Below are 16508 nucleotides of genomic sequence, written 5' to 3'. Positions count from 1 at the left end.
ATGACACTGCGAAGCAGGCAGCACGGCTTTACACTACTCGAATTGCTGGTAGTGATGATGATCGCCGGTCTGATGCTGGGCGCGGTCGCGTTTAACGCGATGCCGAGTCCGCGTCAGCGCGTCGAACAAGACGCGAATCGGATTGCCTTGCTATTGCAACTGGCGCGGGATGAGGCCATTCTGCGCAATTTGCCAGTCGCATTTGAAGCGGATCAGTACGGCTACCGTTTTCAGGTGCGCGAAGACCGGGTCTGGTTGCCGCTGCGCGACGACATGTTGCGTGATCGCGCATTTGAAATTTCTCCGGTAGAACTGAGTATGGAGCCGCCAAGCAATCAGGCGGCAGCGGTGCGGGTTGTGTTTGGCCGCGAGCCTGTCGATAAGCCTTTCATTATCACTTTACGTGTGCCGGATGGCAGTGTGCGTATCCGCGCTGATGGCGTCGGACATTTTTCCGTGGAATGAGATGCGTCTGAAACTCCCTCGTCACGCTGGATTTACCTTGCTCGAAGTGCTGGTGGCGCTGGTCATCGTCGGTACTGCGCTTGGCGCGAGCCTGCGTGCGGTTGGCAGCCTGACGCAAAACAGCAATGACCTGCGTATCTCGCTGATGGCGACATGGTCGGCAGAAAACCGCTTGTCGCAAATCCGTCTGGCGCGCGAATGGCCTTCGCTGGGTGAGCGTACGTTTGAATGTCCGCAGGCTGATTTAAAGCTGACCTGCGAAGAGCATGTGATCGCGACACCGAATCCCTCATTTCGGCGCGTCGAAGTCTTCGTTTATGAAACAGATAAACCCGCGCGACGCATTATCAAGCTGACTCAGGTGGTGCCGAATGCACTGTAATCACCGGTCCGCCGCACCGCGCGGTTTTACCCTGATTGAATTGCTGGTGGCAATCACGATACTCGCCATTGTCGCCGTGCTTGGCTGGCGCGGTCTGGACGGTATTGTGCGTGCGCGTGTCGCTTTGAATGCGGAAATGGCGCAGACACGCGGTATCCAACTGGCGTTTGCCCAGATAGAGAATGACTGCGCGCATCTGATGGATGCCAACTTGCTGCAAGGACGCAGTGTGTTGCGGGCGGCGGGAAGCAAGCTGATGTTGATACGCTCGGTACTGGAAGATAACCAGCCGCTGCGTTTTCAGGTGATTGTGTACAGCGTGGTCGATGGCAAACTGGGGCGGCGTGAACTGATACCGACCCGCGAAATCGCGGCATTGGAAAACGATTGGCAAAGTGCTGCTGCAGATACCGATGTGACGCCGGTCATACAGTTGCAGACCGATGTGACATCGCTGGCGATGCGCACCTGGACGCAGGGCGAAACTGGCTGGCGGATCGATGGCACTGATATACAAAACGCTGCGACGGATGGTGCAGCAAAGAATCCCGCGATCAAGAGTGCGAAATTGGCCGGGCTGGAAGTGTCCATGCAAGTACAGGGGCGTGAAGCACCGATGACAAAAGTATTTTTGCTGGGGGCGAGCTGATGCAGATTGCCTTTCATCATTCCCGGCAACGTGGCGTCGCTGTTGTGACCGCGCTGTTGCTGACGACGCTGGCGATCACGATTGTTGCCAGTCTGTTCTGGCAGCAACAGGTGCAGGTGCGTTCGATAGAAAATCAACGCATGCAGTTGCAAAAGAAATGGATATTGCGTGGCGCGATCGACTGGGCAAGGCTGATCCTGCGCGAAGATAAAAAGCAGAGCAATGTCGATCATCTGGGGGAGCCATGGGCGGTCAGACTCGAAGACACGCGTCTGGATCAGTATGTTGAAAATGGTCGGGCCGACACCGATGCCAGCGATGCGAGTTTGTCCGGGCAAGTGATCGATGCGCAGTCTTTATATAACTTAAATAATCTGGCGACGGACGGCGTCGTTGATGGCCGTGAAACTGCCGTCTTTGCGCGCTTGCTGACGAATTTGCGTTTCTCCGGTGATCTGGCGCAGCGCACTGCCAGCGCGATTGCGCAAAGCCAGCCAAAAGCGGTGGTACCGAAAGGCGCACCGGACAGCGCCCCCGCCAGTGCGCCTGCGAATTCTGGTGGTAATGTAAAAACCACATCGGAAGACGCGCAAGCTGCAGTACAATTCCTGCGGTTTACACAGGTCGATGATTTGTTGTCCATCCCGGGATATACGCCAGAGATGGTGAATAAATTGCGTTCGTATGTGATCGCCTTGCCCCGCAAATCCGTTATCACAACGATTAATCTGAACACGGCTCCCGCCGAGGTGTTGGCGGCGCGGATCGAGGGCATGAGTTTATCGGATGCGGCAATGGTGGTTGCCAGCCGCGAGCGTGCTTATATCACCGGCTTCGCCGATTTTGAGACGCGTTTTCCGGATAAGGCAAAAATGACTTCTAAAAAAGAGGTCGATACCTCAACCAATTATTTTGTGGTGAACGGTAAGGTTAAAATGAACCGCTCGCTGATGGATGTCAGCGCATTGATAGAGCGGGCAGAGGACGCATCGACGACGGTGCTTTGGGTAAGAGACAACTAAATTACATGGCAAGTACACTCACTATTTCTTTACCCTCGCGGGTGGCTGCTCAGAGCAGCCCGGACTGGTCTTCGCAGACATTTCCGTTCGCCTTATTTTCGGCAGAAGGCAATATATTGCAGCAGGGTCTGCAAACGCTGACAGAGTTACGCGCCTTGTCGGTTGGTGCCCGCCAGCTCCATTTACTGCTGGCTGCCAGTGATGTCAGTTTACTCACGATTAAAGTGCCGCCCATGTCGGCAGCGAAATTTAAAACCGCGTTGCCGAATCTGCTCGAGGAACAACTGACTTCCGACCCTGCCGATGTGGCGCTGGTGGCGACACCGGTGGTGAATGGTGAGGCAACGGTTGCCGTCGCAGACAGGGCTTGGCTGGAGACGATTGCAGCAAAGGTCAAAGACTGGCCGGTAAAGAAAATCGCCGCATTTCCATCACAACTCGCACTGACGTTGCCGGGTCAGGAAAGTCACGCGGCAGCGTTGATTGAAAACCGGGATGGCTTGCTGGCGCTGACGATCAGGCAATCTGAATTGCAAGGCATGGGGCTCAATCTTGCTGAGGCAGAGCGGGATAGCGCAATCGCGATGCTGAATTTGCTGGCACCGGAAACCAATGTCGAATTGTATGTTGGCGTTAATGAAGTCGAGCAATATCAGGCACTGTTGCAGACACTGGAGTTGAACGAGCGTATTCAGGTGCGGGCAATCAGCTGGCAAAACCGAGTTGGCGGCGTCAGCCTGAAAACACCGGATCTGATGTCAGATGTCGGCGCGATTCATAAACCATCAATCGATTGGTCTTTGTGGCGCTGGCCTTTGCGTTTGCTGGCAGTGATGGTGATACTCAATATCGCTGCATTAAACATGGAATGGTTCACTCTGAAACGTGAAGCCAGAAATTTAAGCGCTGCTTTGACGCAAACGTATAAAAACAGCTTTCCTAAAGAAACGACGATTTCTTATCCACTGGAGCAGATGCGGCAGAAAGTGGATTTAGCGAAACGCTTGTCCGGTCAGTTTGCACCGAATGATTTTGCTGTGATGGCGGCGCAGTTTACCCAGGTGTGGGAACGTGTGATGGTTGGCAAGCCAGCCGATGTGGTGTCGGTGGAATATAAAGATCGCGGTCTGAATGTCAAAGTGAAATCGCCGGGGCAGATTCCGTTGGATCAACTGCGCGGCGCACTGGCGGAACAGTCTATGCGTATGGAAGCCACACCCGATGGGATATTGCATATCACCATGGGAGGAAAAAACTGATGAAGAAGCAATTGACGCAAGAGTTTGCGCTGTTCTGGGAACAACGTGACGCGCGTGAACGCCGCATGCTGAGCATTGCCGTGGCGGTGATTTTGTTGGCGCTGGTCTATCAGATTTTTCTTGACCCGGCGTTATCGGGGCGGACTAAATTGTTGAAACAGATTCCTATTTTGCGCCAGCAAGTTGCCGAGATCAGCGCGCTCAGCGTACAGCAATCCAAACTGGCGGCGGGTTTGTCGCAGATGATAGAGCCGATTACCCGGGAAAGTGTGGAGGCATCGTTGGCGACACGCGGCATTAAGGCGCAAACACTCAGCGTGACGGATGATATCGTGCGTTTGCAAATTCAGACGGTCGCCTATGCGAATATTATGGAGTGGCTGATGGAAACGCAAAAATCTTCGCGTTTGACGGTTGAGGAAGCGCGTTTTACCGCTTTGCCAGAACCGGCGCAGGTGAACGTCAGCCTGACATTGAAACAGCAACGCGGTGGACTTTGAATTATGGCGGTAAAGTCAGCAGCGGGATCTTGGGTTTGGATTTTGACCGGCATCGTCAGTATCACGTTATCCGTCTTGTTTTTTTTGCCTGCCAGTTGGCTTGGTGCTTTACTGGAAAAGCAAACGCAGGGGCGACTCAGTCTCGGTGACGTGCAGGGTTCGTTCTGGCGTGGATCGGCGTTTGTCGGTGTTGCTTCCGGTGTCAGCGGCCCGGTAACGCCTTTGTTTGCAGGGCGCTTTGCATGGAAAATTTCGCCGCTGATTTTGCTGGCACAAGTGGAAGCTGAGTTGGATAATCCTGAATCGCTTTCGGCCATCGTCAAGATACAGGGTAATTTTTCAGAGTTGCAGGTGAGTCCGGCAAGTTTGCTGTTGCCAACAGAGCGGTTAGAAGGGTTGGGGGCACCGCTGAATACGATAGGGCCTACCGGGAAATTGCGGATGTCGTGGAATAATTTACGCTTTGCCCGGGATGCAGGCAGACTGAACGGATATGGGCAGTTGCAGCTGGAATTATCGGAAATGGCATCGCGTCTGTCGCCGGTCAAACCTTTGGGCAGCTACAACATGGCGTTTGATTTACACGGCGCAAATGCCGATCTGCATCTGAATACCTTAAAAGGGCCGATGATGTTGGCCGGCAGCGGTACATTAAACGGTGGCCATTTCCAGTTTTCAGGCAAAGCCTGGGCAGAAGAAGGGCAGCAGGCAAGATTGGCAAATTTATTGAATTTGCTGGGGCAGCGCCGTAAGGACGGCGATCAGGATGTCATCGCTTTAGAGTTTAAATAGTTCAAATGAAAAAATATCCATTAAAAAACAAGGCAGCTATGATCAGCAATTCCTTACGCAAACCGATGCGTCACTTGTCCGTCATGACAGGGGCGGCAGTATTGAGTGCCGGTTGTCTCATCAGCTCTTCTGTGTTGGCACAAACACCAGCGCAAAATACGGCGGATTTAAATTTTGTCGGTGCCGATATTGAATCTGTTGTTAAAGCGATTGGTCATTACACAGGATCGACTTTCATCATCGATCCACGGGTGAAAGGTCAGGTCACACTGGTATCTGAAAAACCGCTGACGAAAGATCAGGCGTTCAAGTTGCTGACATCGACATTGCGTCTGCAAGGGTATGCGGTTGTGTATGCAGATGGCTATTATAAAGTGGTGCCGGAATCTGACGCCAAACTGCAACCAGGTCCTACGCAGTCTGTGCAGAATGAGAAAGGTGAATCGGTCAGAGGCGATCAGGTGGCAACCCAGATTTACCGACTGAATTATGAGTCAGCGACCAATGTAGTGACGATTTTGCGGCCATTGATTTCGCCTAATAATACGATTAATGCGAATCCAGGTAATAACTCGGTGGTGATTACCGATTACGCCGATAACTTAAAACGTCTGAATAAAATTATTGCGTCTTTAGACGTTCCCGCGACGGTGGATATGGATGTGATTCCTATCAAACACGCGATGGCGAGTGATATTGCCGCACTGGTGAGTAAGCTCAGCGATAACGGCGCAGCGACGGAAGGTGGACGTGCAGTCTTACTGGCTGATCCGCGCACCAATTCCGTTTTGTTGCGCGCGCCTTCGGCAGCGCGTGCAAATCTGGTTAAAGAGCTGATTGCCAAACTGGATCAGCCAACGGCATTGCCTGGTAATGTGCATGTGGTTTATCTCAAGAATGCCGAGGCGGTGAAGCTGGCGCAGACTTTACGCTCCATTATTTCCGGCGATACCAGCGCCTTACCTGCCAGTACCGGTTTGTCGAATACAGGCAGCGCTGCGAATGGAACGAATAGCCCGCTGACCTCTAATTCCAATGCAGGTGCAAGTAATACCGGTGTCACCGGCGGTTTGCCGCAATCGTCCGGCAGCAGTTCTGCATCGGGCAATTCCAGTGGCGCAGCCGGCTTCATTCAGGCCGATGCGGCGACGAATACATTGATCATTACGGCGAGCGAAGCGGTGTATAAAAATCTGCGTTCCGTGATTGATCAGTTAGATGCACGACGTGCGCAGGTGTATGTCGAGGCGCTGATCGTTGAAATCAGTGCAGATAAAGCGAATGAATTCGGCGTGCAATGGCTGGGATTGTCTGGCGATAGTAATAGCAATTATCGTGTTGGTGGCGGCACTGCATTTACGACAACTGGAAATAACATACTCAGTCTTGCCACAGCAGCGACGCCCACACCAGGCAATGGTTTGTCTATCGGTGTGTTCAAGCAGATCAACGGTAAACTGGGTCTGGGGGCTGTGGCGCATATCCTCAATAGCAGTGGCAATGCAAATATCTTGTCGATGCCAAATCTGGTTACTCTGGACAATGAAGAAGCAAAAATTGTAGTTGGTAAAAACGTGCCTTTCATTACCGGCCAGTTCACCACTTCTGCATCCACCGGCACGGCTGGTGTGAATCCGTTCCAGACCATAGAACGTAAGGAAGTTGGTCTGAAACTGACTGTCAAACCGCAAATTTCCGAAGGCGGTACGGTGAAGCTGGCGATCTATCAGGAAAGCTCAAGTATTGACGAATCTGCGGCGGTGACCTCGTCAGGCCTGATTACCAAACAACGTTCCATTTCCACCAATGTGCTGGTTGAAGATGGGCAGATTCTGGCGCTGGGTGGCCTGATGGAAGACAGTACTTCTGACTCCGTTGAAAAGGTGACGGGTCTGGCGGATATTCCTGTTATCGGTAATCTGTTTAAGTATCAGACGGCCAAGCGCGGCAAAACTAATCTGATGGTATTTTTGCGCCCGACGGTGATACGTAATGCAGATCAGAGCAACAGTGTTTCTGTTGATCGCTACGACTATATGCGTACGCAAATCGCACCGAATAAGGATGGGGTACCGGCTGCGCAGTTGCCTGAGATGGAAAAAGGCAAGCTGATGTCGACGTCGACTTCGCTACCGTCAGATAAGCCGAAGTCCGGCGGTCAGGAAAGCAAGTAAGCCATGATGGAGAATCGCTTATTGCCATACGGGTTTGCGCGAGATTTTTCTGTGTTGGCCAGCCGCGACAATGCTGTCGCAGGGGCGCCGGTAGAGTTATCCGTATCGAATAAAACCAGCCCTGCTGCGATCGCTGAGGTCGGGCGTAAATTTGGCACGATCAAGCTGAATATGCTCAGCCACGATGCGCTGAGTGACCTGATTGCTAAAGCGTATGCAGGCTCCGGCGGCGATGCCGCTGATGTTGTTGGTGAGGTGGAGTCCGACCTTGATCTGGCGAAGCTGATGCTGGATATGCCAGCGATAGAAGACTTACTGGAATCGGCTGACGATGCACCCGTTATTCGTATGATTAATGCTCTGCTGACGCAGGCATTGCGCGATGGCGCCTCCGATATTCACATAGAACCGTTTGAGCAGATTTCAGTCGTGCGTTTTCGTATCGATGGATCGTTACGGGACGTCGTTCGGCCGCGTAAAGCAATTCATGCTTCCCTGATCTCACGTATTAAGATCATGGCGCAACTGGATATCGCCGAAAAGCGTTTGCCTCAGGATGGCCGTATCACTTTACGGATTGGTGGCAAGCCCGTCGATGTGCGTGTATCGACTTTGCCGACCGGTCATGGTGAGCGTGCTGTTTTACGTTTGCTGGATAAGGAAGCTGGGCGTCTCGATCTGAGTAATCTTGGTATGAGTCCGGATGTTCTTGAAAATTTTGATAAGCTGATCGCGCAGCCGCACGGCATCGTTCTGGTTACCGGGCCGACTGGTTCGGGTAAAACGACGACGCTGTATGCTGCGCTATCTCGCGTCAATGCTGGCACGACCAATATTCTGACAGTCGAAGATCCGATTGAATATGAATTGGCGGGGGTCGGGCAAACGCAGGTCAATGCGAAGATAGACATGACGTTTGCCAAAGCGCTGCGCGCTATTTTGCGCCAGGATCCGGATGTGATCATGATCGGTGAGATCCGTGATCTGGAAACAGCGCAGATTGCCGTGCAAGCCTCATTGACAGGCCATCTGGTTCTGGCGACTTTACATACGAATGATTCATCTGCCGCAGTGACCCGTTTGCTGGATATGGGGATAGAACCTTTCTTATTGTCTTCTTCACTGTTGGGTGTTGTGGCTCAGCGTCTGGTACGCAAACTTTGTACGCATTGCCGTCGTGAAGAAGGTGGGCAATGGCATGCGACTGGCTGTGAACACTGCGGCCATACTGGTTATCAGGGACGTGTTGGCGTGTACGAATTGTTGCAGACGACGGAAGATATCCGTGCGCAGATTCACCATCAGGCATCAGAGGCGGAAATCCGGCTCGCCGCTCAGCATAATGGTATGAGAACCATGCGCGAAGACGGCGATCGCTGGGTGAAGAGTGGCGTGACAACGCCTGAAGAATTATTGCGCGTCACTAAGGAATAATTATCGTGCCGGCATTTCGATATGAAGCGATAGATAGTCATGGCAGCAGCAGTACCGGTGTGTTAAACGCCGATAGTGCGAGAGCGGCGCGCAGTGATTTACGAGCACAGGGTCTTGTTCCTGTGTTGGTTGAGGCTATCAATAACAATGCTGACGGCGGTGCCCGTCAGCGACGCTCTTTTTTCTCCGAGCGCTTATCCAGCGTGGAGCTGGCTTTATTTACCCGCCAGCTTGCAAGTTTGCTGGAGGCAGGATTGCCACTCGAACAGTCATTAACAGCGTTGCTGGAACAATCTGAGCGTACCTTTATCCGCGACATCATTGCTTCTGTGCGATCCGAGGTGATGGCTGGAGCCGCCTTATCAGATGCACTGAAACAGCATCCGGATGATTTTGCCGATATCTATTGCGCTCTGGTGGCGTCAGGCGAACAAATTGGTCATCTGGCGCGTGTTTTGTCGCGTCTGGCCGATTACATCGAACGTCGTAACGCGCTGGTGCAGAAGGTGAAGCTGGCTTTTACTTATCCGGCGATTGTGACGGTCGTGGCATTTGCGATTGTGATTTTCTTGCTGACGTATGTGGTGCCGCAAATTGTTTCTGTGTTTGCGAACACCAAACAAAAACTGCCGCTGCTGACCGTGTTGATGCTGGCCGTCTCAGATTTTGTGCGGGTGTATGGTTGGCTGGTTGCTTTGCTTGGTGTTGCGGCTTTTTCAGTCTGGCGTCTTGCATTAAAAAATCCCGAAATAAAAATGCGCTGGCATCAGTGGTTGTTGACCGCCCCTGTTTATGGCAAGTTTGAGCGCAGTTTAAACACGTCCAGGTTTGCCAGCACGCTGGCGATTACGACAGGTTCGGGCGTGCCGATTTTACGTGCGCTGCAAACGAGTCGGGAGACCTTATCGAATGTCGCAATGCGCGCGCAGGTCGAGGATGCTACGGCAAGTGTCCGTGAGGGCGTCAGTCTGGCACGGGCATTGTCTGCGCATAAGTATTTCCCACCTATGCTGATTCATATGATACGCGCAGGCGAAGTCACGGGTGAGCTGCCTGCTATGCTGGAACGTGCATCGAATGCGCAGGAGCAGGATCTGGAGCGCAGGGCGCTGACGATCGCGGGTTTGCTGGAGCCTGTACTCATACTCGCAATGGGCGCGGTGGTGTTACTGATCGTGTTGGCAGTCCTGATGCCTATTATTGAAATTAATCAGCTGGTACGCTGACAAGGATAGAAATGAAGCGTTTACCTCTTTTGTGTAGTGTGATTGCATTTGCATTATTGTGCGTGACCGTCAGTTTCTGGGGCTTGCGTATTTTTAATCCACAGAACCGTAGTGTTGCGGCACCAACGCAGCAGAACAGCATAGAGCCTGGTTCTGGGCAGTGGGGCAGCTTGTTCGGTGCTGCGCCCGCAAGTCAGATGGCAGCCAGCAATTATCAATTGAAAGGTGTGATCATCGCAAAGCGATCAGCAGAAAGTCTGGCGATTGTCAGTGCTAATGGCAAACCTGCGCAGTCAGTCGCGATTGAGATGCAGATTGCGCCCGGTGTTGTATTGAAGGAAGTGCACGAGCAGTATGTGCTCATTTCAGATAACGGCGTGGTTCGTCGAGTCGATCTGCCACAAAATGCGGTCGTGAATATCGCAGCAAATCCGGTTCGTCCTCCGCCAACCGAGATTATCGGCATTAACCCTGTGGCACCGGTGGCATTTCCTGCGCATCAGGCGCAGCCGGTTCCGCCAGGCGGTCCGGCACCGGTTCCAAGCCCGGTTGTCACTCCGGGGCTTTCTACCGCCTCGTTGCCTGCAGTGATGCCTGGCGCACCGGGTGCTGCACAATGACTGTACGTAGCCCAGACAATTTACCAGCGCAGATTACTGATTGCATACAACTCGCCGATTCATCCTGGCATCCTGCGATATTGAATGGTTTACAGGCGATGCATGCAACAGATACCACTTATTTTTCGCGCTTATGCTCGACTGATTTTTTACCGACGGAAGGGCGTTTGTTTGCAGCGTTTCAACAACCGTTAAATGAAGTTCGCTATGTGTTGGTCGGTGAGGGACCTTATCCGCGCGCTGATAGTGCAACTGGTGTTTGTTTTATGGATGGTGCTGTCGATAGTCTGTGGGCTGAAGATGGTTCCGGCTTATCTAAAAAAGTCAATCGTGCGACGTCGTTACGCAACTTTATGAAAATGCTGCTTGTCGCTTCCGGTGATCTCAATCAGGAGCATACGAGTGGTGATGTGATGAAAGCTGTTGCCACCTCTGCTTTGAATGATGAGGCAAGGTTTATCCGGAAACTCGCTGATTTGCAACAAAATATGCACAAGCACGGCTTTCTGCTACTGAATGCGACGCTGGTTTTTCGTGATAACGTGGCACCAGTCAAGGATGGCAAATCCTGGCAGCCGTTTTTACAAGCCGTTTTTTCCAGTTTACTGGAGCAGAAGTCTTCTACATCTCTGCCATCCCTTGTTTTGTGGGGGAAAATTGCGGAACAGTTGAAGCAGATTCCGGAAACGGCGTACTTTCCGCAAATCCTTGCAGAACACCCGTATAACCTGAGTTTTATCAAAAATCAGAAGATGCAGGATTTTTTTCGTCCTATGCAATTACTACATAATTGCTCAAAGGAAAATTTTTGTTAGAAGCATGCGCTTATTGTGGCGTAGTTCCTGCCTTTGTAGAATAATCTAAGCTTGGGTTTTTACAGGCTTCACGTCGTCAGTTATCGCTTCCACTCGCTTCTTTATGCTAAAAAAAATTAAAACATCTGAATTGAGAGTGGGTATGTTTGTCACTGAGTTATGCGGCTCATGGATAGATACGCCATTCTGGAAAAAATCGTTTCTTCTGTCGGATTCCGCGGAATTGCTGGAGATCCAGAAATCAAAGATACAGGAAGCGTGGATAGATACAAGCAAAGGCCTTGATGTTCTTCAAGCCGAGCCTGAAGCAAAGCAAGAACCTGACCCAGTCGTCGAAACCGTTATCGTAAAAACGCCAGTTCCAAGGCAGACAGCACCGGTTTCTATGGCAGAGGAGATCGACAGAGCATCCTTGATTGTGAATAAATCGCGTGCGGCGGTTTTTTCTATGTTCAGTGAAGCGCGGATGGGAAAAGCCGTTGATGTCGGTAATGCGCAGGAAATGGTTGAGGAAATTGCAGACTCTGTGATGCGTAATCCCGGTGCTCTGATTGGTCTTGCGAGACTGAAAACCAAGGATGATTACACTTACATGCATTCGGTTGCGGTCTGTGCGTTGATGGTCGCGTTGGGCAAGCAATTAGGCTTAAGTGATGTGGACACCCGTGAGGCAGGGCTGGCAGGCTTGTTGCATGATATTGGTAAGATGGGCATTGACCCTGACATCCTGAATAAGCCAGGTAAGTTGACTGATGCGGAATTTGTCTCTGTCAAAGAGCATCCGGCGGCTGGATACAAAATGCTGCTGGAGGCAAATGGCGTCAGTCAGGTTGCGCTCGATGTGTGTTTGCATCATCACGAAAAAATGGATGGCAGCGGCTACCCGGATCGTCTGAAAGGTGAAGAAATCAGCCTGTTTGCGCGGATGGGAGCGGTGTGTGATGTGTATGATGCGATCACCTCAGACCGTCCATACAAACAAGGTTGGTGTCCTGCAGAATCTTTACGGAAAATGGCCGAGTGGAGTAAGGGCCATTTCGATGAAAAAGTATTCCAGGCATTTGTAAAGAGTATAGGCATCTATCCTGTAGGTACTCTGGTGCGGATGGAGTCCGGGCGACTCGGCGTCGTTGTTGAGCAACAGGTCGGCAAGTCTTTGTTATCACCCAAAGTCAGGGTGTTTTTTTCTGTCAAATCTATGGGTTATATCGTTCCTGAGTTGCTGGATCTGGCTGGCCCGGGCTTGCAAGATAAAATTGTCGCAAGAGAAGATGCATCGAAGTGGGGGTTAAAGGACATCAATCGCTATTGGCTTGGTGATGCTGCTCCATATTGACTTGTACGGTTTCATTTGATTCGATATAAAAAAACTCCACGGCATAGCGTGGAGTTTTTTTTCAATAACGCGTGATGCATTATCTTTCTGGTTGTATCACCACTTTACCGGTCACTTTGCGGGCTGCGATATCGTTTAACGCGTTGGCTGTTTCGTTCAATGCATATCGGGCAGAAATATGGGGCTTGATTTTTCCCTCCCTCAGCCAGCCTATCATTTCGCTCATTGCCGCCATATTGGCTTTGGGTTCGCGCTTGGCAAATTCACCCCAAAACACACCGACCAGAGATGCGCCTTTTAACAGGGCGAGATTCAGTGGTAATTTCGGAATCTCACCATTTGCAAAACCGACGACCAGATAACGTCCACGCCAAGCGATAGAGCGGAATGCAGGCTCAGCGTAGATGCCGCCAACCGGGTCATATATCACGTCCGGTCCTTTGCCTCCAGTCGCGTTTTTGATCGCCTCACGTAGATCAGTGTTGCTGTAATTAATCGTCATATCGGCGCCATGCTGGCGGCAGATGTCGAGTTTTTCATCTGACGAAGCTGCCGCAATGACTTTGGCACCGATCGCTTTTCCGATCTCAATCGCAGCCAGTCCGACGCCGCCTGCGGCACCCAGTACCAACATGGTTTCACCCGCTTTCAGTTGCGCTCTGTCAACAACCGCATGATGTGATGTGCCATAAGTTAGCGTGATTGCAGCAGCTGTATCAAAATCCATTCCTTCCGGCATAGGAATAACAGCGTTGGCGGGCGCTAAAACTTGTTGGGCGAACGCCCCTTGACCGATAAAGGCAATTACCTTGTCACCAGTCTTGATATGTTTTACACCCTCACCGACAGCGTAAACAATTCCGGACAACTCGCTGCCCGGCGTAAACGGTAGCTCAGGTTTGAACTGATATTTGTTTTGTATGATGAGGAAGTCAGGGAAGTTAACACCAGCGGCCTTGACCGCAATCGCCACCTCTCCGGCGCCGGGTGTCAGGTCCGGGAGTTCGATTACTTCCAAGGTGTCCGGGGTGCCCCAGGTTTTACATACAACGGCTTTCATATGAAGTCTCCAGTTTTAAAAATAGTACGACCGTTTAATTTTTTTTGATTATGCCGTAAAAATTGATGACAGGAGGAATTTGTTTTTCCGCATCAGGTAGAATGTGGCTTATGAAAATCTTAATTAGTAATGATGATGGTTATCTTGCCCCTGGCATCGTTGCTCTGGCGGAAGCGCTGATGCCTTTTGCCGAGATTACGGTTGTTGCGCCAGACAGCAACCGCTCAGGTACTTCGAATGCCTTAACGCTGGACAGACCGTTGTCGGTGCAACGGGCAGCAAACGGCTTTTATTTTGTGAACGGCACTCCCTCCGACTGCGTGCATATCGCATTAACGGCGATTATGACTGAACGACCTGATTTGATTGTTTCAGGCGTTAATCAGGGACAAAACATGGGCGACGATACTTTGTATTCCGGTACAGTGGCCGCGGCTACTGAGGGATACTTATTTGGAATTCCCGCAATCGCCTTTTCTCAGGTGAATAAGGGGTGGCAGCATCTGGATGCGGCGGCGGCAGTGGCTGCTGAATTGGTTCTGCGCGGGTTTCCTGAGTTGCCTTCACCTTATTTGCTGAACGTGAATATTCCTAATCTACCCAGGAGTGACATAAAAGGAATACGCCGGGCGCGCCTCGGGAAGCGACACAGTTCTGAGCCCGTTATTCCGATGAGAGATCCGCACGGACGTGATATTTACTGGATAGGACCACCGGGAGGTGTTCTTGACGGCGGTGAAGGGACTGATTTTGACGTGACATCGAAAAATTACGTGTCCGTCACACCATTGCAAGTTGATTTGACCAATACACGACAATTGGACATGCTGGCCATGAACATTCAATGACAACGAAAGAAAAGCGTTTCCCTCTCTCCTTATCGTCGGTTGTTGATCAACGCGAGGCAGGGCGTGGCGATCGTTCAGGTCGCAGTGCATCGACGCAGACGGCAACGCAAAATGCAAGGCAGGGTGCTAATCTGGCTGCCCGCATAAGTGCTGTGGAAAACGGTGGGAAAAAAGCACCTGAACAAGCTGTGCCATTCGCTAGTCCTTTGGTTTCTGATGGCGTCCGACGTGCAATGGTTGCAAGGGTGGCGCAGCAGGGAGTCAGTGATACTCTGGTTTTAGCAGCATTACAAGCGATTCCCCGGCACATGTTTCTGGACTCCGGTCTCGCCAGTCAGGCGTATGTTGATGCTTCGCTTCCTATTGGTCATCATCAGACTATTTCGCAGCCATACATTGTTGGCCGGATGTTGGAGATTTTGCGGAACGGAGCAGCTCTTGATAAAGTGCTGGAAATAGGAACTGGATGTGGTTATCAGGCCGCAGTGTTGTCGCTAATAGCGAAAGATGTTTATTCTGTTGAGCGTATCAAGGCCTTGCACGAATTGGCGAAAAATAATCTGCGGCCAATGCGCATTGCGAATATCCGTTTGCATTATGGCGATGGCATGTTAGGTATGCCTCAGGTCGCCCCGTTTGACGGTATCATATTGGCTGCTGCCGGCATGGAAGTGCCTCACGCCTTACTGACGCAACTGAAAATCGGTGGGCGCTTGATTGCGCCAGTCGGTGATCGGCATCAGGTTTTACAGCTAATCGAGCGTGTTTCAGTAAATGACTGGAATAGTACTATGGTAGAAAATTGTCACTTCGTTCCTTTGCGCTCCGGAGTCATTTGAGGTCGTGGCACAAGATCGTAATTCACCTGTAAATTTGTAATGAGAATGAACAAAATAAAAAGCCTGAAAAATTTAATGGCGTTGGGATGCGTCGCTTCGCTTCTGGCAGCGTGTAGCTCGACGCCGAATAAAGCGCCAGTGGTTGAGCGCGGTATGTCCTCGTCCAACGAGGTTTATGTGCCTCCACCAGCGCCTAAACAGGTGGTTAAACCAGTTGAATCCGCGCGGGGGAATTATGTGGTCAAGCGCGGTGATACTTTGTACCGAATCGCTTTAGATCATGGGCAGAGTTACAGTGATCTGGTCGTCTGGAATAATCTGAAAAATCCGAATGACATCAAGGTGGATCAGGTGTTGCGGGTTGCGCCTCCTGAAATCAATGGAGCACAGCCAGTGGCAATCGCATCCTCGTCCTCAATTGAGGTGAAGCCGCTGTCTTCAGGTTCGAGTGGGACCAAGATGACACCTAAGGGAGATAAACGCCCATATTCAGAAAGCAATCTTGCGGAGCTTCAGAAACCAGAAGGTAGTGGAGTTGCACCCGTCAAAACTGAAGTTGCAGTAGCAAAACCGCAAGAAAGATCTGCAGAGAGTGCTGCCGATGTTGATGCGGTTGACTGGATGTGGCCAGTTGATGGCAAGCTGTTAGCCGGGTTTGACGATAAGAATAAAGGCTTCGATATTGCTGGGCGTATGGGGCAGGATATTTTCGCAGCTGGCGCTGGTAAAGTGATGTATGCCGGTAGCGGTATCCGTGGCTATGGAAATTTAGTGATTGTGAAGCATAACAACAGCCTGTTGTCAGCGTATGCACATAACAAGACAATTCTTGTCAAAGAGGGGCAGTCCATCACTAAAGGGCAAAAAATAGCTGAGATGGGGAACTCGGATAGCGATGGCGTTAAGTTGCACTTTGAAATACGCTTGCAGGGAAAGCCGGTTGATCCATCACGTTATTTACCTTCGCGCTAGATTTATTTTGTCTGGTTTTATTGGTGATTTTTTTTAAAGAGTGTTGTTGGTAATGTTTTTTTTTGTTGAGGTTGGTCATTTCTTAAAGTTGTCTGTTTCGTATACATATTTTATT

At 51.1% G+C, this 16508-nt stretch carries 17 protein-coding genes; 16 read left to right on the top strand and 1 reads right to left on the bottom strand.

Annotated elements, in window-relative coordinates:
• The 13 genes from H8K38_RS04245 to H8K38_RS04185 all read left to right on the top strand — a co-directional run bounded on the left by H8K38_RS04245 (nt 1) and on the right by H8K38_RS04185 (nt 12674).
• A complete protein-coding gene (locus H8K38_RS04245; RefSeq protein ID WP_186883560.1) occupies nt 1-465 on the top strand; it encodes a GspH/FimT family pseudopilin in 465 nt (154 codons plus the stop codon).
• Nucleotide 466: 1 nt separating this feature from the next.
• Entirely contained in the window at nt 467-847 is a 381-nt protein-coding gene (gspI, locus tag H8K38_RS04240; RefSeq protein WP_186883559.1) for a type II secretion system minor pseudopilin GspI, read from the top strand.
• Nucleotides 837-1496: a type II secretion system protein J gene (locus tag H8K38_RS04235; protein WP_186883558.1), complete on the top strand. Its 660-nt coding sequence runs from the start codon at nt 837-839 to the stop codon at nt 1494-1496. Before gspI ends, H8K38_RS04235 begins: the two co-directional genes overlap by 11 nt.
• A complete protein-coding gene (gene gspK, locus H8K38_RS04230) occupies nt 1496-2518 on the top strand; it encodes a type II secretion system minor pseudopilin GspK (protein WP_186883557.1) in 1023 nt (340 codons plus the stop codon). Before H8K38_RS04235 ends, gspK begins: the two co-directional genes overlap by 1 nt.
• Before the next feature lie 5 nt (nt 2519-2523).
• Entirely contained in the window at nt 2524-3777 is a 1254-nt protein-coding gene (gspL, locus tag H8K38_RS04225; RefSeq protein WP_186883556.1) for a type II secretion system protein GspL, read from the top strand.
• Nucleotides 3777-4277 carry a type II secretion system protein GspM gene (gene gspM / locus H8K38_RS04220; RefSeq protein ID WP_186883555.1) on the top strand — a complete coding sequence of 167 codons (501 nt, stop codon included), beginning with the start codon at nt 3777-3779 and terminating at the stop codon, nt 4275-4277. The genes gspL and gspM overlap by 1 nt, the downstream gene beginning before the upstream one ends.
• A 42-nt stretch (nt 4278-4319) precedes the next feature.
• The gene (gene gspN / locus H8K38_RS04215) at nt 4320-5069 is read left to right on the top strand and encodes a type II secretion system protein N (protein WP_223826882.1); all 750 of its coding nucleotides are present in this window, start codon (nt 4320-4322) and stop codon (nt 5067-5069) included.
• 38 nt (nt 5070-5107) lie between these two features.
• The gene (gene gspD, locus H8K38_RS04210) at nt 5108-7243 is read left to right on the top strand and encodes a type II secretion system secretin GspD (protein ID WP_186883553.1); all 2136 of its coding nucleotides are present in this window, start codon (nt 5108-5110) and stop codon (nt 7241-7243) included.
• Between the two features lie 3 nt (nt 7244-7246).
• A complete protein-coding gene (gene gspE, locus H8K38_RS04205; RefSeq protein ID WP_370587052.1) occupies nt 7247-8677 on the top strand; it encodes a type II secretion system ATPase GspE in 1431 nt (476 codons plus the stop codon).
• A gap of 5 nt (nt 8678-8682) precedes the next feature.
• The gene (gene gspF / locus H8K38_RS04200) at nt 8683-9903 is read left to right on the top strand and encodes a type II secretion system inner membrane protein GspF (RefSeq protein WP_186883552.1); all 1221 of its coding nucleotides are present in this window, start codon (nt 8683-8685) and stop codon (nt 9901-9903) included.
• Between the two features lie 11 nt (nt 9904-9914).
• The gene (locus H8K38_RS04195) at nt 9915-10523 is read left to right on the top strand and encodes a type II secretion system protein N (protein WP_186883551.1); all 609 of its coding nucleotides are present in this window, start codon (nt 9915-9917) and stop codon (nt 10521-10523) included.
• Nucleotides 10520-11338, top strand: a complete 819-nt coding sequence (locus H8K38_RS04190; protein WP_186883550.1) for a uracil-DNA glycosylase — start codon at nt 10520-10522, stop codon at nt 11336-11338. The genes H8K38_RS04195 and H8K38_RS04190 overlap by 4 nt, the downstream gene beginning before the upstream one ends.
• Before the next feature lie 103 nt (nt 11339-11441).
• Nucleotides 11442-12674 (top strand): HD-GYP domain-containing protein, encoded by a 1233-nt coding sequence (locus tag H8K38_RS04185; protein ID WP_186883549.1) that lies wholly within the window; start codon nt 11442-11444, stop codon nt 12672-12674.
• A 79-nt stretch (nt 12675-12753) separates the two neighbouring features.
• Here H8K38_RS04185 and H8K38_RS04180 read toward each other — a convergent pair whose 3' ends face one another.
• Complete coding sequence (locus H8K38_RS04180; RefSeq protein WP_186883548.1) at nt 12754-13734, bottom strand: NADPH:quinone oxidoreductase family protein; 981 nt, start codon at nt 13732-13734, stop codon at nt 12754-12756.
• Nucleotides 13735-13844: 110 nt separating this feature from the next.
• Between H8K38_RS04180 and surE the strand changes: the two genes are divergently transcribed.
• From surE to H8K38_RS04165, 3 genes are read left to right on the top strand one after another with little or no spacing between them, the layout of a single operon-like run.
• Complete coding sequence (gene surE / locus H8K38_RS04175; RefSeq protein WP_186883547.1) at nt 13845-14582, top strand: 5'/3'-nucleotidase SurE; 738 nt, start codon at nt 13845-13847, stop codon at nt 14580-14582.
• The gene (locus H8K38_RS04170; protein ID WP_186883546.1) at nt 14579-15421 is read left to right on the top strand and encodes a protein-L-isoaspartate(D-aspartate) O-methyltransferase; all 843 of its coding nucleotides are present in this window, start codon (nt 14579-14581) and stop codon (nt 15419-15421) included. Before surE ends, H8K38_RS04170 begins: the two co-directional genes overlap by 4 nt.
• A 45-nt stretch (nt 15422-15466) precedes the next feature.
• Nucleotides 15467-16393 carry a peptidoglycan DD-metalloendopeptidase family protein gene (locus H8K38_RS04165; RefSeq protein ID WP_186883545.1) on the top strand — a complete coding sequence of 309 codons (927 nt, stop codon included), beginning with the start codon at nt 15467-15469 and terminating at the stop codon, nt 16391-16393.
• The last annotated feature ends 115 nt before the right edge of the window (nt 16394-16508 follow it).

Origin of the sequence: Undibacterium sp. FT79W, assembly GCF_014284215.1 — a bacterium.
GTDB classification, from domain to species: Bacteria; Pseudomonadota; Gammaproteobacteria; order Burkholderiales; family Burkholderiaceae_D; genus Undibacterium; species Undibacterium aquatile.
The sequence above is the reverse complement of the archived record's forward strand: the minus strand, read 5'-3'. Positions and strand labels throughout refer to the sequence as shown.

Coding starts and splice junctions, on each gene's coding strand:
- H8K38_RS04235 (WP_186883558.1), top strand. CDS start 837: ATGCACTGTAATCACCGGTCCGCCGCACCGCGCGGTTTTACCCTGATT.
- gspD (WP_186883553.1), top strand. CDS start 5,108: ATGATCAGCAATTCCTTACGCAAACCGATGCGTCACTTGTCCGTCATG.
- H8K38_RS04245 (WP_186883560.1), top strand. CDS start 1: ATGACACTGCGAAGCAGGCAGCACGGCTTTACACTACTCGAATTGCTG.
- H8K38_RS04190 (WP_186883550.1), top strand. CDS start 10,520: ATGACTGTACGTAGCCCAGACAATTTACCAGCGCAGATTACTGATTGC.
- gspI (WP_186883559.1), top strand. CDS start 467: ATGCGTCTGAAACTCCCTCGTCACGCTGGATTTACCTTGCTCGAAGTG.
- H8K38_RS04195 (WP_186883551.1), top strand. CDS start 9,915: ATGAAGCGTTTACCTCTTTTGTGTAGTGTGATTGCATTTGCATTATTG.
- H8K38_RS04165 (WP_186883545.1), top strand. CDS start 15,467: ATGAACAAAATAAAAAGCCTGAAAAATTTAATGGCGTTGGGATGCGTC.
- surE (WP_186883547.1), top strand. CDS start 13,845: ATGAAAATCTTAATTAGTAATGATGATGGTTATCTTGCCCCTGGCATC.
- H8K38_RS04180 (WP_186883548.1), bottom strand. CDS start 13,734: ATGAAAGCCGTTGTATGTAAAACCTGGGGCACCCCGGACACCTTGGAA.
- H8K38_RS04170 (WP_186883546.1), top strand. CDS start 14,579: ATGACAACGAAAGAAAAGCGTTTCCCTCTCTCCTTATCGTCGGTTGTT.
- gspM (WP_186883555.1), top strand. CDS start 3,777: ATGAAGAAGCAATTGACGCAAGAGTTTGCGCTGTTCTGGGAACAACGT.
- gspE (WP_370587052.1), top strand. CDS start 7,247: ATGATGGAGAATCGCTTATTGCCATACGGGTTTGCGCGAGATTTTTCT.
- H8K38_RS04185 (WP_186883549.1), top strand. CDS start 11,442: ATGCTAAAAAAAATTAAAACATCTGAATTGAGAGTGGGTATGTTTGTC.
- gspL (WP_186883556.1), top strand. CDS start 2,524: ATGGCAAGTACACTCACTATTTCTTTACCCTCGCGGGTGGCTGCTCAG.
- gspK (WP_186883557.1), top strand. CDS start 1,496: ATGCAGATTGCCTTTCATCATTCCCGGCAACGTGGCGTCGCTGTTGTG.